Genomic DNA, 25,348 nt, shown 5'->3' on the forward strand with positions numbered 1-25,348 from the left:
ATCCGGAAAGACTGATCAGCTCTTAGCGGAATGCGTGGTCAGATGAGCCGGAATTTGCAGGGAAGCCGCATGGCAGGGAACAGAATCCAGGGGATCACTGTCGAGATTGGCGGCGATACCACGAAATTGCAGACCGCCTTAAAGGGGGTTAATACAGAAATCCGGAATACGCAGAGCCAGCTGAGGGATGTGGAGAAGCTGCTTCCGGTGACGGGAGTGGCGGCAGATATGGTAATTTCGCCGCAGATGGCCGCGGCAGACAGCGGTGTGATTACCGGTACGGGAACATCCGGCGGTGCGGATCTGACAGCCGGTATTGTGGCGGCACTGAAGGAGGTGCTGGGTGATCAGAAGGGACAGCAGGGGGATCTGGTGATTCCAGTTTATCTGGGGAACCAGCTGCTGGATGAGGTGATTGTGACAGCACAGCAGAGAATGAGTCTGAGGAGCGGAGGTAGATAATAGGATGGCTTTTTTTCAGTATCTTGTGTTTGACGGGGAGAACCTGCCGCTTCCGGATTCTTATGAGGTGGAGCTGGAGGATGTGGAAGCGGATTCCGGCGGTGAGACAGAGGCAGGGACAACACAGAGGGATGTGGTGCGGCATGGTGTGGTGCGGATCCCGGTGTCGTTTTCCGTTACGGCGAAGTGGTTGAAGAAGCTGGCGGGGTATGCGAAGAAGGATAAGATCAGCGTGTAGTATTTTGATGTGGAGACGCTGGGGATGAAAACAGCGGAAATGTATGTGACGGGGTATAAGGCGAAGCTGAAAAAGGATACCAGTTATAAGGGGCTGTGGACGGTGAGTTTTACGTTGAAGGAGATGTAGGGAAATGGTATAATGGAAGCATCAAATCGTAATTTGCACAATTCCTGAACTCAACACAAACTGCCATCAGTGTTGTTCCGTTGCCCGTTCTTTGCTGGTAGAATAAAACCATCAAATGAAGGAGGCAACAAGCCATGAATACAGATAAAATCTATGCAGAACAACTCGCAAACGAATATGCACTCAAGGACACCTCCAAGGTGATTGCTCTTCGCAAACTGGATGCAAAAGCCAAGCTTCCCGCAACCGTTTTTACCTATACCTTCGGCATTATCACTGCGCTGGTAGCCGGTGTTGGAATGTGCCTTTCCATGAAGGTCATCGGCAGCGGTAGCATCACTATGTTTGTCCTCGGCGTGATTGTCGGCATTATTGGGCTACTGGGCATGGGCGTTAATTACCCCATCTACAAAAAATTGCTGGCACAGGGCAAGCAGAAATACGCTTTTGAAATCATGGAACTGGCAAAAGAAATCAGCGAGATGTAAACAATAACACGAAAGAAGGTGAGAAAGATTGAATAGATCGGAAAGCAGATATTTTGCTACCGCAGCCAGAATGGACGAAGCCTTTCTGACCCTTCTGGCAAAAAAGGATTTTGAGTATATTACAATCAAAGAAATCTGTGAAGTAGCAGGGGTCAATCGTTCCACCTTCTATCTGCACTATGAAACGATGTCAGACCTGCTCTCGGAGAGTGTCGGTCGTATGAACGAGCAATTTCTTGCTTCTATGGAGAAAGATTCGGATGCCTTTTCTACAAAGCTGCGGAATTGCCCGAGGGATGAATTATATCTAATTACGCCGGATTATTTAACACCTTACCTCAGCTACATTAAGAATAACAAGCGACTGTTCCGCACAGCAACAGAAAATGCGGCGGTGTTGGGGATGGATAAAAGCTATGATAGGATGTTCCGTCATGTGTTTACGCCGATTCTCGACCGCTACGGTGTACTACAGCAAGATCGACCTTATATCATGGCCTTTTATATTCGGGGACTGATGGCAATTATCTCAGAATGGCTCAAGAACGACTGCACCGATTCCATTACGTATGTTACAGGTTTGATTCAGCAGTGTGTAAAAATTCCACAAAGCGAAACACCGAACGCTGTTTGACAATTTCAAGTTTGGAGAATTGAAAAAAACGGAATTTACCTATTAAGACATATAAACGCTTGACAATAAAGCTCCTATATAGTATGTTTTAATAAACTACTATATAGGAGCTTTTGTATGGAAATGAATGGAGGATTTCTTGTCACCAAAATAAAACAGCTTGGAGACCGGATTTTTGAGAAGATTCTCAGTGAAAAGAATATTGATGCGTTTAATGGAGCCCAGGGACGTATTCTTTATGTGCTGTGGCAGGAGGATGGTATCTCAATCAGGTCACTCTCGACTAAATGCGGATTAGCGATAACATCTCTTACTACGATGCTGGAAAGAATGGAAAATCAAGGGCTGATAAGCCGTGTTCAGTCTGAAACGGACAAAAGGAAAACACTCCTGTTTCTGACTGAGAAAGCACATGCCTTAAAGGGCGAGTACGATTCTGTATCTGATGAGATGGGCAGTATTTACTACAAAGGTTTTTCAGAGGAAGAAATTATCCGGTTTGAGGAATGTCTCGACCGCATCAGAAAGAATCTTGAGGAGTGGCAGAAGTCATGAGTATTTGTATCAAAGATCAGATTCAGAACATGAATATCGTCATTGGCTGCACAGTGGGGTGTACATATTGCTATGCCCGCAACAACGTGAAACGCTGGCATATGATTGATGACTTCGCTGACCCTGAATTCTTTCCGGGTAAGCTCAAGATGATGGAAAAGAAACGTCCGCAGAACTTTCTTCTTACTGGGATGAGCGATCTCTCCGGATGGAAGCCGGAATGGAGAGACGAGGTATTTGCAAAGATCCGTGAAAATCCACAGCATCAGTTCCTGTTCCTTACCAAGCGACCTGATCTGCTGGATTTTGATACCGATCTGGAAAATGCATGGTTTGGCGTTACGGTGACGAGGAAAGCCGAACTGTGGCGTATCGACGCCCTTCGGAAAAACATCAGAGCAAAGCATTACCATGTTAGCTTTGAACCGTTATTCGACGATCCCGGTACAGTTGACCTTTCCAGAATCAACTGGATCGTTGTCGGCACTATGACCGGGGCTCAGAGCAGGAAGATTCATACGGAGCCGGAATGGGCATGGTCTCTGACGGATCAGGCACACGCACTCGGCATTCCGGTGTTTATGAAGGAAGACCTTGTCCCTATCATAGGGGATGAAAATATGATTCAGGAAATGCCGGAAGAATTTAATAAAGTGTTAGAGGTACAGAAATCATGGAAGAAGTAATAAATGGAATCCTCATTCGTGAGGTGGAAACAAAGAACATCATGACTAAGTCTAGTCTGCCGGTAGGCGGTTACTCGGTCAATCCCTATGTGGGCTGTACACATGCCTGCAAGTATTGCTATGCTTCTTTTATGAAGCGCTTTACCGGGCACAAGGAGGAATGGGGCACTTTCCTTGATGTGAAGCATTGGCCGGAAATTAAAAATCCGAAGAAATATGCCGGACAGCGGGTGGTCATCGGTTCTGTGACAGATGGCTACAATCCACAGGAGGAGCAATTCGGGAATACCAGAAAACTTCTGGAGCAGCTGATCGGCAGTGACGCAGATATTCTGATCTGCACAAAGTCGGATCTTGTGGTACGGGATATTGATCTGCTGAAGAAGCTTGGACATGTAACCGTTTCATGGTCGATCAACACACTAGATGAAAATTTCAAGAACGATATGGATTCTGCTTCGAGCATTGAGCGCCGTATCTCTGCTATGAAGCAGGTATATGAAGCAGGTATCCGTACAGTCTGTTTCGTATCCCCGGTATTCCCCAGTATCACAGATTTTGAAGCAATCTTTGAGCGGGTAAAGGATCAATGCGATCTGTTCTGGCTCGAAAATCTCAATCTTCGAGGCGGTTTCAAAAAGACAATTATGGATTATATCGCCGGAAAATATCCTGATCTTGTACCACTTTACGACGAGATCTATAACAAGCATAACCGCAGCTACTTTGAAGCACTTGAAGTAAAAGCTGAGAAAATGGCTAAGAAGTATGATTGTGCCTTTGTGGATAATGAAATGCCTTATGGCAGAGTCCCGCAGGGACATCCGGTGATCGTAGATTATTTCTATCATGAGGAAATCCGTGGGACAGAGAATACCGGAAAAAGAAATCGCTAACTTCAAGTTTGCAGGGAAGGTGGCTATCATGGAGATGAAGAGAAATGGATGAGAGGAAAGCGTATTGGTTTGAACAGCCATATATGCCGCAGATGAAAAATATTGCGGTGGCTCCTGTTATTCTGGAAGATGGAAGACTGTCCTTCTGTGTTCCAGGGGATGATGGTCCTCCGTGGTCCGGGGTGTGGAACCTGACTGGAAAGGTTGTTTTGGACGGGGATGATTATTTTGAGTTCCAGTGTGATGATGAAGTGATGCACAGACGGGGTGGAACATATAAATTTCATGCTTTGGATGTTGATACATTCCGCAGGGAAACGTGTCAGTGGATATCACAGGGAAAAGAGATTGCAGACTGCTGTAAAACAACAGAAGAACTGCATGAATGGTACCTGAAACATTGGACTTATAACAGATAGAATGATTATATTTACGAAGGCATCGGCCACCTGGTTGGCTGGTGCTTTTTTCGTGGGGAAATGGAGGTGGCGGGATGTATCCGGTATCGGATGGGTTTCTGAGAGCTGTGAAGAGCAATACAAGAAAATATTACTGGACGGGTACGATCGTTACCAGAGGCGGAATGACGTATGAGTTCGGGGCGAAGGAGATTGTGAAGGATTCCGGGTATATTTCCAGGCAGTGCTGTGGAAGCACGGAAATTGAACTGGGGACGGTGTATGCGGCGGAGATGGGGATCACGCTTCTGAGTGACATTGACAGGTATACGCTGGAGGATGCTCAGGTGACGCTGGTGTTTCATCTGGTGCTGGCGGATGATTCGGTGGAAGATGTGCCGATGGGAGTTTTTGAGGTCAGTGAGGCGAACTGTCTGGCAAAGTGCCTGGAACTGAAAGCCTATGATTTTATGCTGCGGTTTGATAAGAGTTTCAACGGGTTTGAGACTGTGGGGACTGCTTATGATTTTATTGCTTTGTGCTGTAAGCGGTGTAAAGTGGAGTTTGCGAATAAGAGGGCGGAGATTGATGCCATGCCGAATGGCGGGGTGACGCTTTCTGTTTATACTGAAAATGATATTGAGACCTGCCGGGATGTGCTGTTTTATGTGGCACAGGTTCTGGGAGGTTTCTTTATTATTAACAGGGAGGGAAAGCTGGAACTGAGAAAGTACGGGAAGGATCCTGTGATGAAGGTGGAGCAGAGACACCGGTTTTCTTCCAGCTTTTCGGATTTTATTACCAGATACACGGCAGTGAGTTCCACCAACAAGCAGACGCAGATTGCAGAGTATTATGCTCTGGATCCGGATAATGGGCTGACCATGAACCTGGGTGTGAACCCGCTTCTGCAGTTTGGGTTAAAGGAGACCAGGGAGATGCTGTGCAGGAATATCCTGGCAGATCTGTCTGTGATCCGGTATGTGCCGTTTGATTCGGATACCATCGGGAACCCTGCCCTGGATCCAGGGGATGTGCTGACATTTGCGGGAGGACAGGCGGATGAGGGACAGATCACCTGTATCACTTCCATCAGACAGAAAATCGGGGGAAAGCAGAGCCTGAAATGTGTGGGGAAGAACCCGAGGCTGGATCAGGCGAAGTCAAGGAATGACAAGAATATTTCGGGACTGCTGAATCAGATTGAAGACAATGCGAAGACCGGGAAGATCGGGATCCATACGTTTACCAATGCTTCCGCGCATGAGATCGGGCAGACGAAGGTGAAGCTGATCAGTATCCAGTTTGCTTCTTCTGAGGAAAACCACATGCAGTTTTTTGCGCAGGTTGTTGTGGATGTGGCTGCGGATCCGGTGGAACGGTCTGCGGAGGCTTCCGGGACTGTGGTGATTCCATTTCCGGGCGGAAGCGGCAGTGGAACTGGAAGTGGTACGGGTGGTTCTGATGGAACCGGGGAGACATCGGATGCAGGAAGTTCTGAAAATGATGCGGCAGGGAATGAAGTTGGAAATACTTCTGGGAATGAGAATACAGGGAGTACGGATGATGTCGCTGGTGGCTCGGATTTCGGATCCGGAACCGGGAGTGGTTCGGAGGTTTCTGTGGATGTGAGCCTGCCGGTGAAGTGGCAGGAGGACGGACAGGCGGTCTGCCATGTGGTCTTTGAATTTAATAATGAGGAGATTGTGGAGCATTGTCCGGTGGAGACCTGGCATTCCGGGAAACATATTTTGTCGCTGTATTATCCCATTGAGAAGATCGTTGCCAATTATACGAATATATTCAATGTGTATCTCTGGATGGAGTATGGCAGCGGTACGGTTGATGTGGGAGACTGCATTGCTTCTGTCAGCGGACAGGCAATGGCGGCTGGGGAAGCCTGGGACGGAAAGCTTGAGGTGGAGGATTATACCACGAGATTTGCCATTGGCGGAGGACTGGATGTGAATGGTTTCCGGGAATCGCTGTCCATGCAGATGAAGGAGACGGTGAACAGAGGATTTGAAGTGTATTTTGCTGAGAGAGCGGGAATCAGCGGTTTCTGCAGGCCGGTAGAAATGGAGGGTGTGTGATGAAGTTGAAAGGTGAAATGGTCATTGAACTGACCGATACGAATACGGGTGCGGTGGAGACAGTTCAGGAGACGAACATGATCACGGAGGCAGTGAATAATATTCTGGGGCTGAATCCCATGGGGATTTATCTGAAAGCCAGCGGGGAGTATGACAATTCTGTTTTGTGGAACGGGACGCTGCTTCCCATCTGCCCGAACATGATCGGCGGGATCCTGCTGTTTCCGGCAGTGCTGGAAGAAAAGGCGGATCATATTTACGAGCAGGGGAAGAACCTGCTTACGGCAGTTCTCAGAAATGGGAGCTGCTTTTTTCATGGGAGGAGGATTCTGGCATGAAGGAATTTTGGAACTTTATTCAGATGGTTTTTATGGCTGTAGGCGGATGGCTGGGTTGGTTTATGGGAGGCTGTGACGGGCTTCTGTATGCACTGGTCGCTTTTGTGGTGATTGATTACCTGACCGGGGTGATGTGTGCTTTTGCGGACCATACGCTTTCCAGTGAAGTGGGCTTCCGGGGGATCTGCAGGAAGGTGCTGATCTTTCTGCTGGTGGGAATGGCAAATATTCTGGATGTGGCTGTGATCGGGAACGGATCCGTGCTGAGGACAGCGGTGATCTTTTTCTATATTTCCAATGAGGGTGTGAGTCTGCTGGAGAATGCAGGGCATCTGGGGCTGCCGATTCCGCAGAAGGTGAAAGAGGTGCTGGAACAGCTGCATGACAGAAGTGAAAAGGGGGATGGGGAATGAGCTGGTGAAAAGTAGCAACAAAAAGAGTGTGGAAACTGTAGCAAAGGAAGTCATTGCCGGAAAGTGGGGGAACGGCGGGGACAGAAAGAAGAGACTGCAGGCTGCGGGATATGATTATGGGGCAGTGCAGAGAAAAGTGAATGAGTTGATGAGATAGTAGGAAGCCTGCTGTTGTCTGTGGAGAAATCTGCGGATGATGGCAGGCTTATTTTTTTGTTTGAGGTTTCAAACTTTTATGTGACAAACATAACTGTCTGTGCTATTATAAAAACGATATAAGCGAAAATGACTTTTGCGGAAACGAAAGTATCTTTATATTTTTTTATCCGTATACTTCCTATAATGGGAATGAATACTTGCAAAGTTGATTACTAATATTTTTTCATTATTACAGGTACAATAAGAACATGTAATAGCGGAAATGAGGTATAGTTACTTGCAGATAGAGAAGTATATTGCGGATAAAATAACATCTTTGTGTGAAAAGTGTGATATCAGTAAATATAGATTATCGCAGCTGTCGGGAATTTCCCAGTCATCACTGGGAAGAATCATGGCGCAGGAAAACCTGCCGTCGCTGATTACACTTGAAAAAATATGTGCAGCTTTGGGCGTGACATTATCACAGTTTTTTCAGGAAGGTAATTCAGAGAATCTGACAGAAAAACAGAAAGAAGTTTTAAGGATATGGAACAATCTGAGTACAAATGAGCAGGAAACAGTAATGTCAATGCTGCGTGGACTTCGGAAGTAGGAGAACAGTTCGAGTATATGTATCGGCTGTTCTTCTTTTGTTTTTAGGCGTTAAAACGGTAATGTTTTTCTTGTACATAGTCGAGCATTAGAGTATAATAAAACCAGTTTTTTTTCATATGTTTAAAAGCTATAATAAGAAAAACGGCAAAACAGATGAAAGTCTGCGACGCAAAGCTATAGGGCCTGTAAAATGGTAGCCAGTTGCCACGTTAAAGATGCATTGTCTGCAATGACAATGCTTTTTTCATTTTTGGAGATTAAAAAGAAACTAAAACAGGCAATAATTGGTGGCTGCTAAAATATAAAAATGAAGTAGATAAAAACGCAGGTGTAAAGAAAATCGGTTATGTGGAAGAAAATTAAGTCAGCACAGGAACAAAAAAATACATTTAGGATAAAAAAAGAGTTATGGATACCGGTATTTGTATTGATGATCGGTTTGGTTGTTCTGGTGAATATAGGCATTCGTGCGGATAGCAGTCAAAGGGATTTGATAAGGTCAAGAGCTGAATTAAACGCAGTAACGTATGCAGATCATATGAAGGCTGATATCGTGAGGGGAATTGATATTACAAATACTTTTGAACAGATTGTTATTAGTGAAAACGGAAAAATTTCCATGTTCTCGAAAGTTGCGGAGAATATGATGGCAGATTATGTCCAGAGTATTCAGATCGCACCAGACGGCGTAGTGACTGAGATTTATCCGGAAGACGGAAATAAGGCTGGAAAGATAGATCTTATTCATGATAAAGAACGAGGAAAGATATCTTGTTATGCCAGAGACAATGATGTGATAACCATGCAGGGACCATTTTCTTTGAAACAGGGTGGAACGGGGATTGCTGTAAGAAATCCGGTGTATGTGGAGCAGAAAAATGGCGAAAGGACATTTTGGGGATTTACAATTGTAATTATTCGTGTACCGGATATATTCGCTGATTCTATAAAGTCACTTACCGATTTTAGCTATGAATATAAGTTGTCTAAAAGTATTGCACCGTGGGATGAAACATACGAAGAAGTGTATGGCTCAGTTGTGGAAATGATTGATCCTGTCACATGATATACGTACTCCTATGAATGCAGTTATTGGTATGACGTCATTAATAAGACATGATGCAGGAAATAAAGATAAAGTAATAGAGTATGCAGATAAAATAGATATTTCATCCCAGCATCTGTTAGGGATTATTAATGATATTCTGGATATGAGCAAAATTGAGGCAGGAAAAACAGTTTTTAAATACGATGATTTCTCTATTCTGAATTTTATACAGGAAATCAATAATCTATTTCATTCACAGATAGATGAAAAGAAACAGATTCTTACAACAAAGAAAAATATCCGACATGAGTGGGTGAACGGGGATCAGCTTCGCCTGATGCAGATTTTCAGCAACCTGCTTTCTAATGCAGTGAAGTACACGCAGGAAGGTGGAGAAATTCAGTTTCTGGTAGAAGAATGTGAAACAAATTCATCCGTCTATGCAAAGTACCGTTTCTTAGTCAGGGATAATGGAATAGGAATGTCAGCAGATTTCAAAGATAAAATCTTTGATGCTTTTACCCGTGCCGAAAATTCTGTGACGAATAAGATCCAGGGAACCGGTCTTGGAATGGCTATTACCAGAAATCTGGTTGAAGCAATGGGAGGTACCATTGATGTGGAGAGTGAACTGGGACAGGGAAGTTGTTTTGAGGTTCTCATAGAGCTGAGAATTGCAGAGGATAGAACAGTTGCTCTGGCGGCACAAGAAGACACAGATGAGCAGGATGGTAATATTCTGCAGGGAATGAGGTTCCTGTGTGCAGAGGATAATGAGCTGAATGCTGAGATCCTGACGGAACTGTTAAAGATTGAAGGTGCAGAATGTACCATCTGTGAAAATGGGGAAGAGGTTTTGAAAGCATTTGAACAGTCTGCTCCGGGGGATTATGACATGATCCTGATGGATGTGCAGATGCCTGTTATGAATGGTTATGAGGCAACAAAGGCAATCCGCAGAAGCTCCCATGAACTGGCAAAGACGATTCCGATCATTGCCATGACTGCGAATGCATTTTCCGAGGATATTCAACATTCCCTGGCAGCTAGTATGAATGCACACGTTTCAAAACCAGTTGAGATGAAAGTACTGGAAAAGACAATCAGAAGCATAAAATCCGGCGGGGGGGCACCGAACCGCAGGGCATTGAACAGTGACAAATGGTTTTGATACAGTAGTGTAATTTTATTAAATCAGAAGGTTGACAAAGAGATGTATAGAGAAATATATTTGACAGACAGACAGACAGACAGACAGACAGACAGACAGACAGGAGATTTAATATGATTTCGAGAGCAAAGAAATATGTGGCAGTATTACTGGCTTTTGTATGCGTGTGTATGATATTTTCTCCCCAGACTGCATATGCAGCCGAGGACAGTTCGCAGCATGAAACTGTCAAAGTCGGTTTCTTTGCCATGGATGGTTATCATGTGATGGATGAAGAAGGCAACCGCAGTGGGTATGGCTATGATTTTCTTCGGCTGATGGCCCGTTATTGGGATGTAGATTACGAATATGTCGGATATGATAAGAGCTGGGATGATATGCAGCAGATGCTTGAAGATGGCGAGATTGACATGGTAACATCTGCCCGCAAAACACCGGACAGAGAAGAAAAGTTTGATTTTTCACGTCCGATCGGAACCAATTATGGGATGCTGACCGTCCGCAGTGACAACAGCACGATTGTGGACGGCGATTACAGCACTTACAACGGTATGCGTGTGGCGCTTTTGAACGGAAACACCCGGAATGAAGAGTTTGCGGATTTTGCAGACAACAAAGAATTTACATATGTTCCATCTTATTTTGATACGACCGCAGAGATGGAGGAAGCCCTTCAGAGCGAAAAAGTTGATGCGATTGTTACCAGTTCTCTGAGAAAAACAAACAATGAGCGAATCGTGGATAAATTTGGCAGCAGCGATTTCTATGTCATTGTTAAAAAGGGCAATACAGAATTGCTGAATGAGATCAATTATGCGATCGATCAGATGAATGCGGTTGAGGGTGACTGGAAAACGACGCTTTACAATAAAAATTATGAAAGCATAGAAAATAAGAATCTGGAATATACGGAGCAAGAAAAAAGTATTATTGCACAATATTCCAAGGACAACCCGCTTCATGTTCTGTGTGATCCGACCCGTTATCCATATTCTTATAATGAAAATGGTGAGATGAAGGGTATTATCCCGGATTACTTCCGGAAAATTGCAGACTATGCCGGGATTTCCTACGAGTTTCTTACACCTGCTACCAGAGATGAGTATATTGCTTATCAGAAAAATACGGAAACCACAGATATGAGTATCGATGCACGCCTGGAAACAGATAACTATGCTGAGACGAAAAAATGGGGGCTTACTGCACCTTTCATTACAATGCAGCTGGCAAGGGTGACACGGCGTGACTTTGATGGAAAAATCAATGTTGTTACTACGGTTGACCAGACAGCATCAAATTCCATTGAAGATGCAATGGCACCAGGCGCAGAAAAACTGATGTGCAGTACCCGACAGGAAATGATGGAGGCTGTCCGTAAGGGAAAAGCCGATGCTGCCTTCGTCTACTATTACATGGCACAGGCGTTTGTGAATAGTGACACCACAGGCACCCTGACATATACTTTGCTGGAACAGCCTACATACACCTACCGCATGGTAATATCATCAACAGAGAATCATGCACTGGCTGGCATCCTGACGAAAGCAATGTATGCCATGCCCCAAAATCTTGTCGAAGATATAGCAGCACGGTATACCACATACAAAGCAGCAGATCTGACATTTGTTGACTGGATCCGTCTGCATCCTGTTGTTACTGTTTGGGTTCTTCTTATTTTCGGATGGCTGCTGACTACTATGGCTGTGATAGCAATGCGTCTCAGTGCAAGAAAAAAAGCTCAGAAGGCAGCCCAGGAGACGGCTGAGGAAATGGCGGAACTGGCAGAGCATGCGCAGGCTGCAAACAAGGCAAAAACAGCATTTCTGTCACATATGTCCCATGATATGAGAACACCGATGAATGCAATCATGGGATTTACCGGTATTGCAATGAAAAAAAATCCTTCAGACGAAGTGAAAAATTGTCTGGAAAAGATTGATGAAAGTTCAGAGTATTTACTGTCGCTGATCAATGATGTATTAGATCTGACTCGCGTGGAAAGTGGAAAAGTGAAATACAATCCGGTACCGGCAGATTTGAAAAGTATCACAGATTCTGCACTGGATATTACAAAAGGTTTTCTTACGAACAGGGATATCAGCTTTAAGATCCAGCGTGAAGAAGCAAAGATCCCAAATGTACTTGTGGATCCTGTACGTCTGCGAGATGTGCTGGTTAATATTCTGAGCAATGCCGTGAAGTTCACTCCGGATGGAGGGACGATTACATTTGAAACCCGGTGTCAGGAAAAGGGCGGGGATGGATATATAAATATGCATTACCGCATTTCGGATACTGGTATTGGCATGAGTGAGGAATTTACAAAAGAAGTTTTTGAGGAATTTGCACAGGAAGATTCCGATGTGAGAACGCAGTACCATGGAGCTGGACTGGGGATGGCTATCGTAAAGAAGTATGTAGATATGATGGGTGGAACCATTTCCGTGCGGAGTAAAAAGCATGAGGGAACTACTTTTACTGTGGATATTCCTCTGGAAATTACAGATAAGGAATGTAATAAGTCAGACACAGGTTTTTCTGAAAAGGTAAATCTTACAGGTGTGAATGTTCTTATTGCAGAGGATAATGAACTGAATGCAGAGATTGCTGCCGTGCAGTTGGAAGAGTTCGGGATGAATGTAGAAAGAGCTGTGGATGGAAAGAATGCTGTTGAGATTTTCAGAAATCATCCGAAAGGCACATTTGATGTAATCCTGATGGATATCATGATGCCTGAAATGAATGGTTATGAAGCGGCAAAAGCAATCAGGGCGATGAATGACAGACCGGATGGAAAAAACATTCCTATTATAGCAATGACAGCCAATTCATTTGCAGAAGATGTTCAGGCATCACTGGATGCAGGAATGAACGCACATTTGTCAAAGCCGATTGTGATTGAGGAAGTTATAAAAACGATTTTAAGGTATGTTCATAATGATTAGCAGAGGTTCATGAATTAGTGGAATACAATTGACAGGAGGGCTAAAAGATGACAATGCAGGAGTGCTATAAAGCTATCGGAGGAAATTATGAGGCTGTTTTGGGACGCCTTCACAGCGAAGCACTGATTCAGAGATTTACATTAAAGTTCCTTGAAGACCAGAGTTATCTACAGTTAAAACAGGCATTGGAAAATAAAAATTATGAAGATGCTTTCCGCAGTGCGCACACATTGAAAGGGGTGTGTCAGAATCTTTCCTTTGACCGTCTGTTAGTAAATTGACACAAGTTGGCTGTAGAGTATAATTATAGTAAAAGTACAGCAGAAGCTGTCGCAAAGATATTTATAAAAATGTTGTGGGGGTATTGAACATTAATGAATGTAAAATTAAAATCTGGAAGCAAGCAAGCAAGCAAGCAAGCAAGCAAGCAAGCAAGCAAGCAAGCAAGCAAGCAAGCAACTGTAGCCCGGAGGGTGGGAGAAAGATGAAGAAGTGCAAATTAGTACAGAATATAAGAAATTTCAAATCTTGTTATTTTATATTTTGCACAATGATATGTTTAGTTGTTTTTCCTGTTTCCACATCTGCCCAAGAAAGATCCAGAGCGGATCTTTATCACAGGAAATACAGGAATTGATGCTTTGCACTATACGGTGCGAAGTGATTTTTATCATCCGGAAACAGAATGGGCAAAAGGCAGCAGACTGATTGCTGTAACAGCACACAGAAGGGAGAATCTGGGAGAGCCCATGCGTGATATGTTCCGGGCTATACGCAGGATCGTGGAAGAATTTACAGATGTGAAGGTTATTTATCCTGTACATTTGAATCCGCAGGTCAGGAAGATCGCAGATGAGGAATTTGGTGGATGCGAGAGAATACACCTGATCGAACCACTGGATGTGGTGGAATTCCATAACCTGATGAAAGCCAGTTATCTGATCATGACAGACAGCGGCGGAATTCAGGAAGAAGCTCCTGCACTGGGAAAACCGGTACTGGTCATGCGGGATACAACAGAGCGTCCGGAAGGTGTGGAAGCAGGAACCTTAAAGCTTGTAGGCACGAAGATGGAGGATATTTACAGAGAATGCAGGCGGCTTCTTACAGAGCCGGAGACATACAGAAAAATGAGTGAGGCTAGAAACCCTTATGGTGATGGGACTGCAAGTATCAAAATCAGAAAAATCCTGGAGGATATAGATGCATAAGCATAAGCAGAGCCAATGCAAAAGAAAAGTGAAACATCGAAAGAATGTGATGGGACTTATTATATTTTGCATAACTGTGTGCATTGTGTTTATGTTTGCTTATTATCAGAACCTGAGAAAAGAAATATCTGTCCGGCAGGAATGGCTGGAAACCGTCCTGACCAGAGAAAAAAAGTGGATCCTTGAGAATCAGGGCCCTGAAGGCGAAATCTATATGAATGGAAGTAAAGCCGGAGATGTTAATCCATACTTTGCATGTATGGCTGCACTGGGGCTTCTGGCAGAAACAAAGAATTGCCCCATGACTGAAACAGAGCAAAAAGCTGTTGGCAGGTATCTGGACTGGCATACTGGGGTTTTGCTGGAAACAGATGGAAAAATGGGAATCTACAGGAAAGAGGGTGGGGAACTTATTTATAAAGAAAAGGCTGATTCCGAAGACGGATATCTTGGTATGTACCTTTTTCTTATGGGAAAATATCTGGAAAAGACAGAAAGTACAGACCTGCCGGAATCCTGGAAAAATGGAATCAGCCTTGCATTAAAAAAGATTCAAAGCCTGATGCAGGATGGAATTACACAGGTTTCAGAAGAAAACACAACAGTTTATCTGATGGATAATCTGGAAGTATGGAAAGGCCTGTACGAATTGGAACTTGCAGGACTGGAAGATACGCAGGCGATCAGTGAAATTCGTAAAAAGATACAGAAACAGATAGAAAAGATATTCTGGGATGATGCGAATCAAAGATGGAGAATTATCGGAAACAGTGATCGGTATCATCAGACAGAATTTTATCCGGATGGTGTTGCTCAGATTTATCCGCTGATTTATGAATTTCCGGTAAAAGAGAAGAAAAAGCAAAAGGTATTATATGATCAGTTTACGGAAAGGTTTCAGTGGCAGAAACTGAATAAAAAAAGAACTGGCTTTTTGTGGGCAATGACAGGAATGGCTGCTGCGCAGATGAGGGATATCAATAACCTTGTGGAATTAGTAGGAAATTATGAAACAGAATATTGTAAGGAACGAAAATATCCGCTATATACAGGCGAAGCAGGATGGATATGCATGGAATGCGAGAAATTGTATGGATTATATGAAAGAAAAATAAAAACAGCATTTATACCATGTATATGATCTTGTGCAGAGTGAATAAACGAATACTATCGCAATTTTCAAAAATAGTGCCTGTCAAAACAGCATATTTGCAATATGCAGTTTGCGGATGTTGATGAAGCCCAAAGAACCCGAATCTGATTGTAATCAAGTAAAACGCCGGTTGTGTGAATTTCTGAAAAAACGTGAGGAAGAATTAAGCTCCACGCATGAAAACCTCCAGTTTATTGCCGTGAACCAGGAAGGATACTATTATTCCGATGAGGGTCTGCAGGGCGTGTGGTACAGATCTAAAGATCTGCAGGATGCGGATATCAAAAGCTTTCTGACATCGGACTGGATCACCAATGAAAACCAGATGGTATTTGCCAGAAAACTGCAGAGCCAGCTGGTGGTCGACGGCAGTATCATCACACACTTTATTCTGATCCGTTCGATGGAGGAGATGGCACCGTATTTCAGAAGCAGTGCATTCAGCAACCAGAGCACGACGTATGTGGTGGACAGCAACGGAACGAAGATGTTCGAGGATACCGCTGTCGAGGAGCTGAGGATTCTGGCAGTAATTCTGCTTCTGATCCTGGCATCGGTTCTCTTTGTGACGAAATTCCGGAACAGCAGCCACCCGCTGGCAAAGAAAATCCCGATTCTTGCGATGACAGCCAACGCATTTTCAGAAGATGTGCAGAATGCCTTCAATGCGGGCATGAACGCACACATAGTAAAACTGGTGGATATGAAGGTACTGATAAAAACAGTGTGGAATCTTCAGACGGGCGCCGGAGCGGCAGGAACTTTAAATTGAAAAAATCCGGCAGAGTGTTTATAATGGATGGGAAAAACAAAACAGAAAGGCAATGCCGTTATGCGTAAAATTACAGAATTAAAAGAAAAACAGGAGATTGCGCTTGGAATATTACTGTATCTGGATGAAGTCTGCCGGAAACATCACCTGATCTATTTTGCAGCAGATGGAACTCTGCTCGGGCTGATCCGGCATCAGGGGTTCATTCCGTGGGATGATGATGTGGATGTCTGGATGCCGAGAGCGGATTATGAAAAACTGGAACAGATTGTAAACAGCGAAACGGATACACCGTACCGCGTCATGAATTTTCATAATACAAAGGGTTTCACACTGGCATACGGAAAGCTGGTACACACCGGAACGAGTCTTGTGGAGCACGTGGCAGGAGCTGTGGATACCGGTCTTTTCGTCGACATTTTCCCGTTTGACGGACTGCCGGAAAAAGATACACCGGAGTACGACCGTCACTGGAAAAAGCTGCTGTTTCTGGAAAGCCAGCGGATGAATGCATTCCGCACCTACCGCCAGACCTTAAAAGGAAACAAAGGAAGTTTCGCAAAATGGTGCAAATGGGCGATCCGGAAATGCTATGGAAAAGAGCGGATTCTGCGCGAGATGGAAAAAGAGTGCAGAAAGTACCGCGCGGAGGACTCAAAGTGGGTGGCCTGCCAGTGCGGCGGTTACCGCAAGTCGGACGCGATTCCCAAAACAGCGATCGAAGAGATCGTGCGCCTTCCGTTTGAAGGCCATCTGATCAATGCCCCGGCGGGATATGAGACGTATCTTCACACCCTGTACGGCGATTACCATCAGCTTCCGCCGGAGGATCAGCGTCATCCTGCGCATGTGGGAGATGCCTACTGGCGTTAGAACAGAGAAAAAAGCAGATGAGAGGTAAGCAATGAGTAAAATACTGGTGCTGGGACGTACCATGGACATGGGCGGAACGGAAGTTGCCATGGCAGCGCTGCTGCAGAAACTGGTGGAGAAAAAAGAAGATGTAACGCTTCTTCTGGTCGAAAAAAGAGGCGTTCTGCTGGAGCGGATTCCGAAGGAAGTGGAAGTGCGCCAGATGATCTGGAACAAAAAACCGCATCCGGCTTTGGAACGGATTGTGGGAAAACGGGAGACACCGGCAGAACGGTCTTTCTATGCCAGAGGAATGGGCGTATTTCTGATGCGCGTCGTGTATGGAAAGAAACGGTATGGAAAACTGTATGAACGGATTCTGGAGTGTGTGGAGCCGGAAACAAAACAATACGATCTTGTTTTCGACTTTTTCGGATTCGGTGCGTTCACAACCGCATTCGGAGCCAGAAAGACGAATGCGCGGAAAAAAGCGGTCTGGTTCCACGGAGAAAATCTCTGGTGGCTGTTCCGGACCAGGGACTTTATTCCGGAGTATGATAAAATTTACTGTGTTTCCGAGCCTGTCCGAAAACAGGTCATTGCCCGTTTTCCGGAACTCGCGGACCGGACAGAGGTTCTGCTGAATTTCATTGACATCAAACAGGTGCAGAGACGGAGTGAGGAGCCGCTTAGCGATCCGCAGTACACAGGAGAGCTGAAATTTCTGACGGTGGGAAGAGCTTCGGAAGAAAAAGGATATGATATTGCGGTGCAGATTACGGCGGAGCTGAAAAAACGGGGACTTCGCTTCAAATGGTTCATCATCGGTGATGGAAGAGATCTGAACAAGCTGCGGACCATGGCAAAGGAATATCAGGTGGAGCAGGAAATTATTTTTCTCGGAATGCGCGAAAATCCTGCGCCGTACGTAAAATCCTGCGACCTGTATCTCCAGCCGTCCCGTCACGAAGGCTATCCGATTACGATTGTAGAGGCGAGAAGCCTGCAGAAGGTCATCATCGCTTCCGATATTCCGTCCATGCGCGAGCAGATCCGGGATGGGGAAAACGGATATCTCTGTCCGCTGGATGTGATGCAGTTTGCCGATAAAATCCAGAAAGTGCTGGCAGATCAGGAAGGACGCGATGCGGTCAGAAAGAAGCTGCGGGAGGAACCCATTGATTTTTCAGCGGGATATGCGCAGATAGAAGCGTTTGCAAAAAAATAAAAGAGAAACAGCAAGAAAAAACGCCAGAACCGGCGATAAGATATTTCCGGTTCCGGCGTTTCTTTAGTCCTGGCGTCCCTGCTTGCTCTGCTGCTTGTTTTCATACATATATTTATCTGCTTTGTCAAACAGCGTGCGGAGCGTACATTCGTTGTAATCGGTGGAAAGTGCCCAGCCGTGGGAATAGCTGATGCGGAACTGGGTTCCGTAGCTGTTGAACTGTTCGACTTCGTTCTGAAGCTCTGTGAGGATTTCTGTGATGCTTTCGCGGGTTGCATCATAGATGACCGCCATAATTCATCGCCGCCGTATCTTCCTACGAAATGCTTCGCGGGAATCGAGTTTCGCAGCAGCCGGGCAAAGTTCAGAATCAGCTGGTCGCCGATGGAGTGGCCGAGGCTGTCGTTGACGCGTTTCAGGTTGTTCATGTCAAAGACGATACAGGCGGTAGGAGTTTTGATGAATTCCACATTGTGGAACAGCTCTTCGCACTTGCTCTTGTTCGGCAGTCCCGTGTGAAGGTCGATGTAGGCTTTCTGTTCCAGCTGGCGGTTGGCACGGGAAACTTTGACTGCGGCAACCGTTTCATCTGCCATCTGGAAATACGTCTCTCTCATGTCTACCAGATCCGCCGTTCCGTTTTCTCCGGATCTGACCTTCTGAATTTCATTTTTCGGTTTATCCCAGCAGGCAATCTGGACATCCAGTTTTTCTGATAATCCTTGTCGGAAAGACTCACGAGATCGTAGTGGCCGTCCTCGTATTTCAGTCCGCTTAAGATATCGTCCAGGTCTATCTCAAATCCGGAAAGATCCCAGACTTCAATACTCTTTTTTCCCTTCCTGAAGCTCCTTTTTCTCCCCTCGTCCCGCTGAAACATGCTTTCCGCATCCTGAAACAGAAGCCTTCTTTCATCTTTCAGACGGATTACCGTTTCTAAACCGCATTCTTTCAAAGTATTGATAAACGGGGCATTCAGGTACAGTGCATCCGCCACAATCACATCTGCGAAATGACCATGCCTTTTCTTTAAACGCCGGATGAGCCTTTTCGCTCCTGTCAGTCCCCCTTCATCTTTTTCTGAACCATCTCTGGGTTTCAGCATTTCCTGCCCAAAGATCACATGCGGCGATTTTCCTACCGTCATACATACCACACTTCGATGAAAGTATTTTGTCTTCCCCGTCCCGTTCTTCCGGCTCAGGCAGTCTGGACAGGACTTTTTTGTACTGCTGAATAATTCCATCCCATCAATACCTGCCGCAACATATCCGCCTATGGTTCCTTCCCGAAATACGCGGTTGCGTTTCAGAACATCAATCGTCTGCGCGTGAATTTCCTCGATTTCTTTTGGATCAATCCGGGAAAGAAGATCCCTGACTGCATCAACTTTTGGGATTTTTCCACGGATACAGTTTTTCAGTCGTTTCTCCATGCTTTCCGGCGCTGAAAAAATGGTGTGAAAACTTTCATACTGAAGCATCAGGAAAATCAGCACTGGCATAACAATATTAAACAACGGGATGGATTTTCTTTTTCTTTCATCGGATAAACCCTTGATTTTTTGTGGAATTTTGTATACACTTTTCATATAAGTTAGCAGTTTCTTCAATGCTAATTTTTCATTAAGGACACCTTCTTTCGTATGTTTGTGGGGTAACATAATTATACAATAAAAGGTGTCCTTTTTGAGTGTTTATCCGGACTGCGGCACAGATGGCCCGGGCATTTGGTGCTAATTTTACAGCACTGTATGTGCAGACCGCGGAACCGGCAGAGAAAACGCCGGAGGATCAGGCAAGGCTGCAGAAGCATATCCGCCTGGCAGAACAGAGCGGGGCGGAGATTGTAACGACGCACAGCGAGGACATTGCCCTGCAGATTGCAGAATATGCGAGAATTTCCGAAGTAACGCGGATTGTCATTGGAAAAAGCATGATGGATCAGGGATTTTTTCGAAAGAGAAGGGGATGGACCGAACGGCTGACCGATCTGGTGCCGGATTTGGAAATCCATATCATTCCGGATTCCAATATCATTACCATATATCTGGTCGGCGTTATGATGACGTCCATTCTGACCAGCGGTTATACCTGCAGCGTAATCAGTTCTGTGATCAGTGTAGTGCTGTTTAACTACTTCCTGACAGAACCTTCTTTTCAATACCAGCCAGCTTCTGCAGAAGGCAGAGGATGCGTCGGAGATTTTTGATATTACAGCGACAAAGCTTGTAAAACTGCTGGGAAGGGATCTGACGGCCGCACCGGCAGGGGCACAGGAGAGCAGAATTGTCCGCGGAACACTTTACAGCGCGCAGACAGGAGGAAAGACGGAAAAAATCTTTGACCCAAGGGAACAGGAAATCATTCAGTGGGTTCTCGACAGCCAGAAAAGAGGAGAAAAATATCTGGATCGCGGTGGAGGACAACGGCCCCGGGATTCCAAAAGAGTCCAGAGAGCATGTGTTTGAGATGTTCTATTCCGGGAAAAATAAAGTAAGCGACAGCCGCAGAAGCCTTGGCCTTGGACTGGCACTCTGCCGTTCGATTGTAAATGCGCACGGCGGGGAGATAGCACTTTATGACTGCGATCCACAGGGCTGCTGCTTTTGGTTTAACCTGCCGCTCAGTGAGGTGAATTTGAATGAATAAGACATTAATTCTGGTTGTGGAAGATGATACGCCGGTTCACAACCTGATTACTACGACGTTAAAAACACACGATTATAAGTATATTTCTGCAAAGAACGGTGCGGGTGCCATTATGGAGGCATCCACACATAATCCCGACATTGTTCTGCTCGACCTTGGCCTGCCGGATATTGATGGCGTAGAGGTGATTGAAAAGATTCGAAGCTGGTCGAATATGCCGATTATCGTAATCAGTGCAAGAAGTGAGGACAGCGATAAAATCGAGGCATTGGACGCAGGAGCGGATGATTATCTGACGAAACCGTTTTCTGTGGAGGAACTGCTGGCCCGCCTTCGAGTCACACAGCGCCGTCTGTCCCAGATGCAGGCAGAAAATGGAGTCCAGTCGGCTGTCTTTGAAAATGGCGCACTGCGGATCGAGTACGCAGCGGGGTGCGCATATCTTGACGGAGAGGAACTTCATCTGACCCCAATCGAATACAAGCTGCTCTGCCTGCTGTCGCAGAATGCAGGGAAGGTGCTGACGCATACGTTTATCACACAGAAAATCTGGGGAAGCAGCTGGGAGAATGATATCGCTTCCCTCCGTGTTTTCATGGCGACGCTTCGGAAAAAGCTGGAAAAGAACGGAGAGCAGACGCAGTATATCCAGACGCATATCGGGGTTGGCTACCGGATGCTGAAGGTAGAGTAAAAGAAGAAAAAATTTGACTTTACAGGCCTAAAATGATAGCATAAAGGACAGAGAACGCAGTTTTGGGAGGACGAAAAAACGGATGATGAAAAACCTCGAAGTACTGGAGGAAATAAAAAAACAGGGAAAAAACCTGATTGGGACAAAACGGGATGAATTTGTAAAGCAGAATCTTTTATCGGATGAGTTTATTGAGATGATGCAGAAGAACAAAAAGCCGTTCGATCTTCTGATGTCGTATTATCAGTGCGCCATTATGGAAATCGAGACAAAGTTCCGGGTGCTGAATCAGGAATACTCGCTTTCCTATGACCAGAACCCGATCGAAGGAATCAAAACAAGGGTCAAATCGTATGAGAGCATTATGCGGAAAATCCGCGTGAAAGACATCCCGGTCACACTGGAGTCTATCGAGGAAAATATCCGCGATATCGCCGGTGTGCGCGTGATCTGTTCTTTTCCAAGCGATATTTATAAGCTGGCAGACAGTTTTCTGAAACAGGATGACATTACGCTGATTGAGCGGAAGGACTATATTCAGCATCCGAAGGAGAGCGGCTACCGCAGTCTTCATCTGATCGTTCAGGTGCCGATCTTTTTACAGGATACAAAGAAACTGGTTTACGTGGAAGTACAGTTCCGTACGATCGCGATGGATTTCTGGGCGAGTCTGGAGCACAAGATGCGCTACAAGAAAAATATTCCCGAAAATCATGTCAAATATCTGCAGGATGAACTCTACGACTGCGCAAGACAGAGCGCGGAGCTGGATAACCGTATGCAGAATATCCGGAATCTGATTGCAGAGGAAGCAGAAGAGGAAGAGTGCGATACGCTTGCAATGCTGCCGATGAAATAGAGAACGGATTTGGGAGTTGGAGAAAAAGAGCATAAAAATACGCCGCAGGTCTAGGGATCAGATCTGCGGCGTATTTTTGCTCATGCTTCTTTCGAATAATGAATATGCTGCAATTTCCATTTCTCGTCCTCTTTGACGGCGACCTGTGTCTCGAGTCCGCGGATGCCGTACGAAGTGCCATCCTCACGGCGGATGCATTCGGTGTGGTAAGAGAAAAGGATGAGAGCTGTGTTTTCGTTGATCAGACGCGGTTCAATTTTATCTGTGCGGAACAGGATGGAAAAATCAAGCGAAGGTTCATAAGCGGCTTGCGCGGCTCGATTCGGTTAAAAAATCAGCTCCTGTTCCCGAAAGAGCGAATCAACGGCCTCTTCATACTCGGCAAGGCGATTTGCTTTTTTGATCTTTTTCAGATACTTCTGGGGATTCGTAAACGATGTTCCGAGGTAAATCCACAGTGCCTTTAATTTAAACAGGACATTTTTATCCCCGGAAATAACGCGCGCATAGCCGGCACAGAGATCTTCGCAGAATGCGCGCAGCAGCTCCTTATCTGCCGGAGCTAAATTTTCACTGCTGGCAGGATCTGTACTGCGCAGCATCCCGATCAACCAGGGGTTCTGCAGCACCCCGCGGCCGAGCATGACCTTTTCCGTCAAGGGAAAATCATGGCAGAGCTTCTGAAAATCAGCGGTTGAGAAAAGATCCCCATTGTAGCAGAGCGAATGGCGGCTCGTTTCATATGCTGTCCGATAACACTCCATGCGCGGCGTATATTTGTAGAAATCTTTCTGAATCCGCGGATGAATAATCAGCTCTTCCAGCGGATATTTGTCATAAATCGCAAGCAGCGTCTCCCACTCATCGGTGTCGGTTGTGCCAAGTCTTGTCTTGATGGAAATCCGGCAGTCGCAGGACGAAAAGACTTCATCGAGAAATGCATCGAGTGTATGCGGCCACGCAAGCAGTCCGGAGCCGCGCCGCTTGGCGACAACCGTGCCGGACGGACAGCCAAGGTTCAGATTGACGGTATCGTAGCCGTACTCCTTCAGTTCTTTTGTCAGAGAAAGAAAGTCCTCCGCCTGGTTTGTGAGAATCTGCGGGAGCACCGTCATCCCTTCGTTATGCTCCGGGAGAATGTCATTGCGCTCGCGGGAGCTCATCTTTTTATTTGTAATAAATGGCGTGAAATAACGGTCAGCCGCCGGAAAATATTTGTGGTAGGCGCTCCGGTACACATATCCGGTCAGCCCTTCCATCGGGGCGAGATAAAATTGCATGATGATAAAATCCTTTCAAAAAAATCGGTTTTCCAATACGAAAAGTGTATCATAAAACTGCCGGAAGGGACAGAAAAAAATGAAAGTAAAATAATATCTACTAAACAAGTAAGAGGTTAAAAGAAGAAGCCGGTGCGACGTCTGTTTTACAATATGTGATGAGATGTAGAAAAAATCCGATACAGAATCTTTTTTGAGGGGTCCTCAAAGATTTCTGTACCGGATTTTTCTAATTCTGCATATGGATCTGCTCGCCCGTCACCGGCGCAAAGCAGCGAAGCGTTTCGCCATCGAGATTCTCGCGGTGCATATCAACCGCAGAAATCTGATGATTGTCATACGTCGTATAATAGTAAATTCCCTGCGTCGCATTGCAGCAGGAAGTATAGAGCGTGATCTCATACTTTCCGTCCGCCACCTCACAGCATCCTCTCTGCTGGTCAACAGAATTTAAAATATGGAAAAACTGGCTGACACTTTCCGTTTCGCTGTTTCCCGAGATCGAGTTCTGCTTTACAAACGCCACGCGTGCAAAGCGGGAAGCAGAAGAGAGGTCGCCCGGCAGTCCGAGGCCACCCATGCCGCGGCTGTACGTAGAAAGATCGAGCTGGTTGGAAAATGTGTTGGCCGGCTGTTTCGGTGACAGATGCAGGTAATTGTTCAGTGAGAACATCTGCATTGGAAACGGCGGATTGTTTGTCAGAACGCCGACCGGATTGTCGTAGACATGCAGACCGTCCGCCGTGGATTCCACGGTGATGGCACCCGATGCATCTGCGATGATCCAGTGAAGCTGTGCGAGCGGAAGATTCTTTTTAAAAGGTGTGCTGATGAGATTGATACGGGAGAGGGATTCTTTTGCTTCCGCAAGCGAAGCACATGTACCGAGAATCCACGGGATCAGCTCGAACTGCGCGATATTGTCTTTCTCCGGTTTCGGATCGAAATAAACGGCATTTCCTACAAAATTAAGGCCGGCGATACCAAGCCCTTTTTCATTGAACGCCTCATAATAGAGCGGGTAATCATCCATCACACACGCCATGCCGATCATTGCATAGTGATGGGAAAGGGACGGCATATGAAGAAAGGAAAACGGGTAATTGCGAGGTGTAACGGTGATCTGGTCGCCATAGGAAAATTCATAATCGAGTGTGCGGCCCATATAAAAGTCGCGTGTTTGATAGGTTGCTGCTGTACACATAGAAAAACTCCTTTCGATGGATGATTTGTCATTGCTATAAGGTATCATAGCACAGAAGCGGAGGAACGAACAGGAGAAAAATATGAAAAAAGTATAAAAAAGGATCCTTCAGAGTGGAGACAAAACCCTGCTTTTGCACAATGTCATTAACTTAAAAGCAGAAGATATTTATTCCGAAATGGATTAGATATCTT

General features: G+C 45.5%; 27 protein-coding genes, 4 pseudogenes and 1 riboswitch. Of the genes and pseudogenes, 26 read left to right on the forward strand and 5 right to left on the reverse strand.

The genetic code is table 11. The annotated features are described in order from the left end of the window. Nucleotides 1-69: 69 nt before the first annotated feature. The 22 genes and pseudogenes from DWX32_RS20965 to DWX32_RS17875 form a co-directional block, all read left to right on the forward strand. Nucleotides 70-204, forward strand: a pseudogene (locus DWX32_RS20965) (phage tail tape measure protein); the annotation flags it as partial. Nucleotides 205-466: 262 nt separating this feature from the next. Beyond that, nucleotides 467-829: pseudogene (locus DWX32_RS20780) on the forward strand (hypothetical protein). Nucleotides 830-963: 134 nt separating this feature from the next. Further along, nucleotides 964-1,317, forward strand: a complete 354-nt coding sequence (locus tag DWX32_RS17775) for a dihydropteridine reductase (RefSeq protein WP_118660740.1) — start codon at nt 964-966, stop codon at nt 1,315-1,317. Between the two features lie 28 nt (nt 1,318-1,345). After that, nucleotides 1,346-1,951 (forward strand): TetR/AcrR family transcriptional regulator, encoded by a 606-nt coding sequence (locus tag DWX32_RS17780; protein ID WP_055228654.1) that lies wholly within the window; start codon nt 1,346-1,348, stop codon nt 1,949-1,951. Nucleotides 1,952-2,068: 117 nt separating this feature from the next. Further along, nucleotides 2,069-2,506 (forward strand): radical SAM mobile pair system MarR family transcriptional regulator, encoded by a 438-nt coding sequence (locus tag DWX32_RS17785; protein WP_007884694.1) that lies wholly within the window; start codon nt 2,069-2,071, stop codon nt 2,504-2,506. Beyond that, a complete protein-coding gene (locus tag DWX32_RS17790) occupies nt 2,503-3,192 on the forward strand; it encodes a radical SAM mobile pair protein A (protein WP_117509300.1) in 690 nt (229 codons plus the stop codon). Before DWX32_RS17785 ends, DWX32_RS17790 begins: the two co-directional genes overlap by 4 nt. Next, the gene (locus DWX32_RS17795) at nt 3,180-4,088 is read left to right on the forward strand and encodes a radical SAM mobile pair protein B (protein WP_055228656.1); all 909 of its coding nucleotides are present in this window, start codon (nt 3,180-3,182) and stop codon (nt 4,086-4,088) included. The genes DWX32_RS17790 and DWX32_RS17795 overlap by 13 nt, the downstream gene beginning before the upstream one ends. A gap of 44 nt (nt 4,089-4,132) precedes the next feature. Then, nucleotides 4,133-4,507 (forward strand): hypothetical protein, encoded by a 375-nt coding sequence (locus DWX32_RS17800; RefSeq protein WP_118595134.1) that lies wholly within the window; start codon nt 4,133-4,135, stop codon nt 4,505-4,507. A 74-nt stretch (nt 4,508-4,581) separates the two neighbouring features. Continuing rightward, a complete protein-coding gene (locus DWX32_RS17805; RefSeq protein WP_118660742.1) occupies nt 4,582-6,579 on the forward strand; it encodes a hypothetical protein in 1,998 nt (665 codons plus the stop codon). Continuing rightward, complete coding sequence (locus DWX32_RS17810; protein WP_055228658.1) at nt 6,579-6,917, forward strand: hypothetical protein; 339 nt, start codon at nt 6,579-6,581, stop codon at nt 6,915-6,917. The genes DWX32_RS17805 and DWX32_RS17810 overlap by 1 nt, the downstream gene beginning before the upstream one ends. Continuing rightward, nucleotides 6,914-7,330 carry a phage holin family protein gene (locus DWX32_RS17815; protein WP_055228659.1) on the forward strand — a complete coding sequence of 139 codons (417 nt, stop codon included), beginning with the start codon at nt 6,914-6,916 and terminating at the stop codon, nt 7,328-7,330. Before DWX32_RS17810 ends, DWX32_RS17815 begins: the two co-directional genes overlap by 4 nt. A gap of 4 nt (nt 7,331-7,334) precedes the next feature. Then, on the forward strand, nt 7,335-7,487 hold the full coding sequence (locus DWX32_RS17820) for a hypothetical protein (protein ID WP_330418075.1): 153 nt from the start codon (nt 7,335-7,337) through the stop codon (nt 7,485-7,487). Nucleotides 7,488-7,751: 264 nt separating this feature from the next. Next, nucleotides 7,752-8,084, forward strand: a complete 333-nt coding sequence (locus DWX32_RS17825) for a helix-turn-helix domain-containing protein (RefSeq protein ID WP_173827298.1) — start codon at nt 7,752-7,754, stop codon at nt 8,082-8,084. A 135-nt stretch (nt 8,085-8,219) separates the two neighbouring features. Further along, a riboswitch (cyclic di-GMP riboswitch) is annotated at nt 8,220-8,295 on the forward strand. 137 nt (nt 8,296-8,432) lie between these two features. Continuing rightward, entirely contained in the window at nt 8,433-9,152 is a 720-nt protein-coding gene (locus DWX32_RS20640; protein ID WP_243004545.1) for a CHASE domain-containing protein, read from the forward strand. Nucleotides 9,153-9,183: 31 nt separating this feature from the next. Then, entirely contained in the window at nt 9,184-10,305 is a 1,122-nt protein-coding gene (locus DWX32_RS17835) for an ATP-binding response regulator (RefSeq protein WP_330421847.1), read from the forward strand. Nucleotides 10,306-10,418: 113 nt separating this feature from the next. After that, nucleotides 10,419-13,250, forward strand: coding sequence for a transporter substrate-binding domain-containing protein (locus tag DWX32_RS17840; protein ID WP_117760755.1), 2,832 nt, complete (start codon nt 10,419-10,421; stop codon nt 13,248-13,250). 47 nt (nt 13,251-13,297) lie between these two features. Beyond that, entirely contained in the window at nt 13,298-13,531 is a 234-nt protein-coding gene (locus tag DWX32_RS17845) for an Hpt domain-containing protein (protein ID WP_238061014.1), read from the forward strand. Between the two features lie 312 nt (nt 13,532-13,843). Beyond that, nucleotides 13,844-14,461: pseudogene (wecB, locus tag DWX32_RS17855) on the forward strand (non-hydrolyzing UDP-N-acetylglucosamine 2-epimerase); the annotation flags it as partial. Between the two features lie 214 nt (nt 14,462-14,675). Further along, entirely contained in the window at nt 14,676-15,602 is a 927-nt protein-coding gene (locus DWX32_RS17860) for a hypothetical protein (RefSeq protein WP_147398507.1), read from the forward strand. A 94-nt stretch (nt 15,603-15,696) separates the two neighbouring features. Continuing rightward, entirely contained in the window at nt 15,697-16,386 is a 690-nt protein-coding gene (locus DWX32_RS20645) for a response regulator (RefSeq protein WP_147398508.1), read from the forward strand. Nucleotides 16,387-16,446: 60 nt separating this feature from the next. Further along, nucleotides 16,447-17,259 (forward strand): LicD family protein, encoded by an 813-nt coding sequence (locus DWX32_RS17870; RefSeq protein ID WP_158579613.1) that lies wholly within the window; start codon nt 16,447-16,449, stop codon nt 17,257-17,259. Between the two features lie 31 nt (nt 17,260-17,290). After that, complete coding sequence (locus tag DWX32_RS17875) at nt 17,291-18,466, forward strand: glycosyltransferase (protein ID WP_117760761.1); 1,176 nt, start codon at nt 17,291-17,293, stop codon at nt 18,464-18,466. A 63-nt stretch (nt 18,467-18,529) separates the two neighbouring features. Here the strand turns inward: DWX32_RS17875 and DWX32_RS20300 are convergent, their stop codons facing one another. From DWX32_RS20300 to DWX32_RS17885, 3 genes and pseudogenes are all read right to left on the reverse strand, one after another. Continuing rightward, nucleotides 18,530-18,751 (reverse strand): diguanylate cyclase domain-containing protein, encoded by a 222-nt coding sequence (locus DWX32_RS20300; protein ID WP_369123060.1) that lies wholly within the window; start codon nt 18,749-18,751, stop codon nt 18,530-18,532. Nucleotides 18,752-18,756: 5 nt separating this feature from the next. Continuing rightward, nucleotides 18,757-19,083, reverse strand: a pseudogene (locus DWX32_RS20970) (GGDEF domain-containing protein); the annotation flags it as partial. A 2-nt stretch (nt 19,084-19,085) separates the two neighbouring features. Next, nucleotides 19,086-19,985 (reverse strand): transposase, encoded by a 900-nt coding sequence (locus tag DWX32_RS17885; protein WP_243037625.1) that lies wholly within the window; start codon nt 19,983-19,985, stop codon nt 19,086-19,088. Between the two features lie 173 nt (nt 19,986-20,158). On the opposite strand from DWX32_RS17885, the gene DWX32_RS17890 reads away from it, so the two are divergent. The 4 genes from DWX32_RS17890 (at nt 20,159) to DWX32_RS17905 (ending at nt 22,670) form a co-directional block, all read left to right on the forward strand. Continuing rightward, on the forward strand, nt 20,159-20,677 hold the full coding sequence (locus DWX32_RS17890) for a DUF4118 domain-containing protein (protein WP_118640203.1): 519 nt from the start codon (nt 20,159-20,161) through the stop codon (nt 20,675-20,677). A 131-nt stretch (nt 20,678-20,808) separates the two neighbouring features. Next, nucleotides 20,809-21,117, forward strand: coding sequence for a sensor histidine kinase (locus DWX32_RS17895; RefSeq protein WP_243037626.1), 309 nt, complete (start codon nt 20,809-20,811; stop codon nt 21,115-21,117). Further along, nucleotides 21,110-21,811, forward strand: coding sequence for a response regulator (locus DWX32_RS17900; RefSeq protein WP_022461465.1), 702 nt, complete (start codon nt 21,110-21,112; stop codon nt 21,809-21,811). The genes DWX32_RS17895 and DWX32_RS17900 overlap by 8 nt, the downstream gene beginning before the upstream one ends. 82 nt (nt 21,812-21,893) lie before the next feature. After that, entirely contained in the window at nt 21,894-22,670 is a 777-nt protein-coding gene (locus DWX32_RS17905) for a GTP pyrophosphokinase (RefSeq protein ID WP_055227650.1), read from the forward strand. A 326-nt stretch (nt 22,671-22,996) separates the two neighbouring features. Here the strand turns inward: DWX32_RS17905 and DWX32_RS17910 are convergent, their stop codons facing one another. Together DWX32_RS17910 and bsh are read right to left on the reverse strand one after the other, a co-directional pair. Beyond that, on the reverse strand, nt 22,997-23,950 hold the full coding sequence (locus DWX32_RS17910) for a tRNA dihydrouridine synthase (RefSeq protein WP_118660752.1): 954 nt from the start codon (nt 23,948-23,950) through the stop codon (nt 22,997-22,999). 229 nt (nt 23,951-24,179) lie between these two features. Then, a complete protein-coding gene (gene bsh, locus DWX32_RS17915) occupies nt 24,180-25,154 on the reverse strand; it encodes a choloylglycine hydrolase (protein ID WP_055219508.1) in 975 nt (324 codons plus the stop codon). Between the last annotated feature and the right edge of the window lie 194 nt (nt 25,155-25,348).

The organism is Blautia sp. AF19-13LB (genome assembly GCF_003479105.1).
Classification (GTDB): domain Bacteria; phylum Bacillota; class Clostridia; order Lachnospirales; family Lachnospiraceae; genus Fusicatenibacter; species Fusicatenibacter saccharivorans.

What these genes read in the sequence shown, in the direction of transcription:
- DWX32_RS17775 (WP_118660740.1), top strand. Translation starts at nt 964, where the DNA reads ATGAATACAGATAAAATCTATGCAGAACAACTCGCAAACGAATATGCA.
- DWX32_RS17785 (WP_007884694.1), top strand. Translation starts at nt 2,069, where the DNA reads ATGGAAATGAATGGAGGATTTCTTGTCACCAAAATAAAACAGCTTGGA.
- DWX32_RS17790 (WP_117509300.1), top strand. Translation starts at nt 2,503, where the DNA reads ATGAGTATTTGTATCAAAGATCAGATTCAGAACATGAATATCGTCATT.
- DWX32_RS17795 (WP_055228656.1), top strand. Translation starts at nt 3,180, where the DNA reads ATGGAAGAAGTAATAAATGGAATCCTCATTCGTGAGGTGGAAACAAAG.
- DWX32_RS17800 (WP_118595134.1), top strand. Translation starts at nt 4,133, where the DNA reads ATGGATGAGAGGAAAGCGTATTGGTTTGAACAGCCATATATGCCGCAG.
- DWX32_RS17805 (WP_118660742.1), top strand. Translation starts at nt 4,582, where the DNA reads ATGTATCCGGTATCGGATGGGTTTCTGAGAGCTGTGAAGAGCAATACA.
- DWX32_RS17810 (WP_055228658.1), top strand. Translation starts at nt 6,579, where the DNA reads ATGAAGTTGAAAGGTGAAATGGTCATTGAACTGACCGATACGAATACG.
- DWX32_RS17815 (WP_055228659.1), top strand. Translation starts at nt 6,914, where the DNA reads ATGAAGGAATTTTGGAACTTTATTCAGATGGTTTTTATGGCTGTAGGC.
- DWX32_RS17825 (WP_173827298.1), top strand. Translation starts at nt 7,752, where the DNA reads ATGAGGTATAGTTACTTGCAGATAGAGAAGTATATTGCGGATAAAATA.
- DWX32_RS20640 (WP_243004545.1), top strand. Translation starts at nt 8,433, where the DNA reads ATGTGGAAGAAAATTAAGTCAGCACAGGAACAAAAAAATACATTTAGG.
- DWX32_RS17835 (WP_330421847.1), top strand. Translation starts at nt 9,184, where the DNA reads ATGACGTCATTAATAAGACATGATGCAGGAAATAAAGATAAAGTAATA.
- DWX32_RS17840 (WP_117760755.1), top strand. Translation starts at nt 10,419, where the DNA reads ATGATTTCGAGAGCAAAGAAATATGTGGCAGTATTACTGGCTTTTGTA.
- DWX32_RS17845 (WP_238061014.1), top strand. Translation starts at nt 13,298, where the DNA reads ATGACAATGCAGGAGTGCTATAAAGCTATCGGAGGAAATTATGAGGCT.
- DWX32_RS17860 (WP_147398507.1), top strand. Translation starts at nt 14,676, where the DNA reads ATGAATGGAAGTAAAGCCGGAGATGTTAATCCATACTTTGCATGTATG.
- DWX32_RS20645 (WP_147398508.1), top strand. Translation starts at nt 15,697, where the DNA reads ATGAAGCCCAAAGAACCCGAATCTGATTGTAATCAAGTAAAACGCCGG.
- DWX32_RS17870 (WP_158579613.1), top strand. Translation starts at nt 16,447, where the DNA reads ATGCGTAAAATTACAGAATTAAAAGAAAAACAGGAGATTGCGCTTGGA.
- DWX32_RS17875 (WP_117760761.1), top strand. Translation starts at nt 17,291, where the DNA reads ATGAGTAAAATACTGGTGCTGGGACGTACCATGGACATGGGCGGAACG.
- DWX32_RS17900 (WP_022461465.1), top strand. Translation starts at nt 21,110, where the DNA reads ATGAATAAGACATTAATTCTGGTTGTGGAAGATGATACGCCGGTTCAC.
- DWX32_RS17905 (WP_055227650.1), top strand. Translation starts at nt 21,894, where the DNA reads ATGATGAAAAACCTCGAAGTACTGGAGGAAATAAAAAAACAGGGAAAA.
- DWX32_RS17910 (WP_118660752.1), bottom strand. Translation starts at nt 23,950, where the DNA reads ATGCAATTTTATCTCGCCCCGATGGAAGGGCTGACCGGATATGTGTAC.
- bsh (WP_055219508.1), bottom strand. Translation starts at nt 25,154, where the DNA reads ATGTGTACAGCAGCAACCTATCAAACACGCGACTTTTATATGGGCCGC.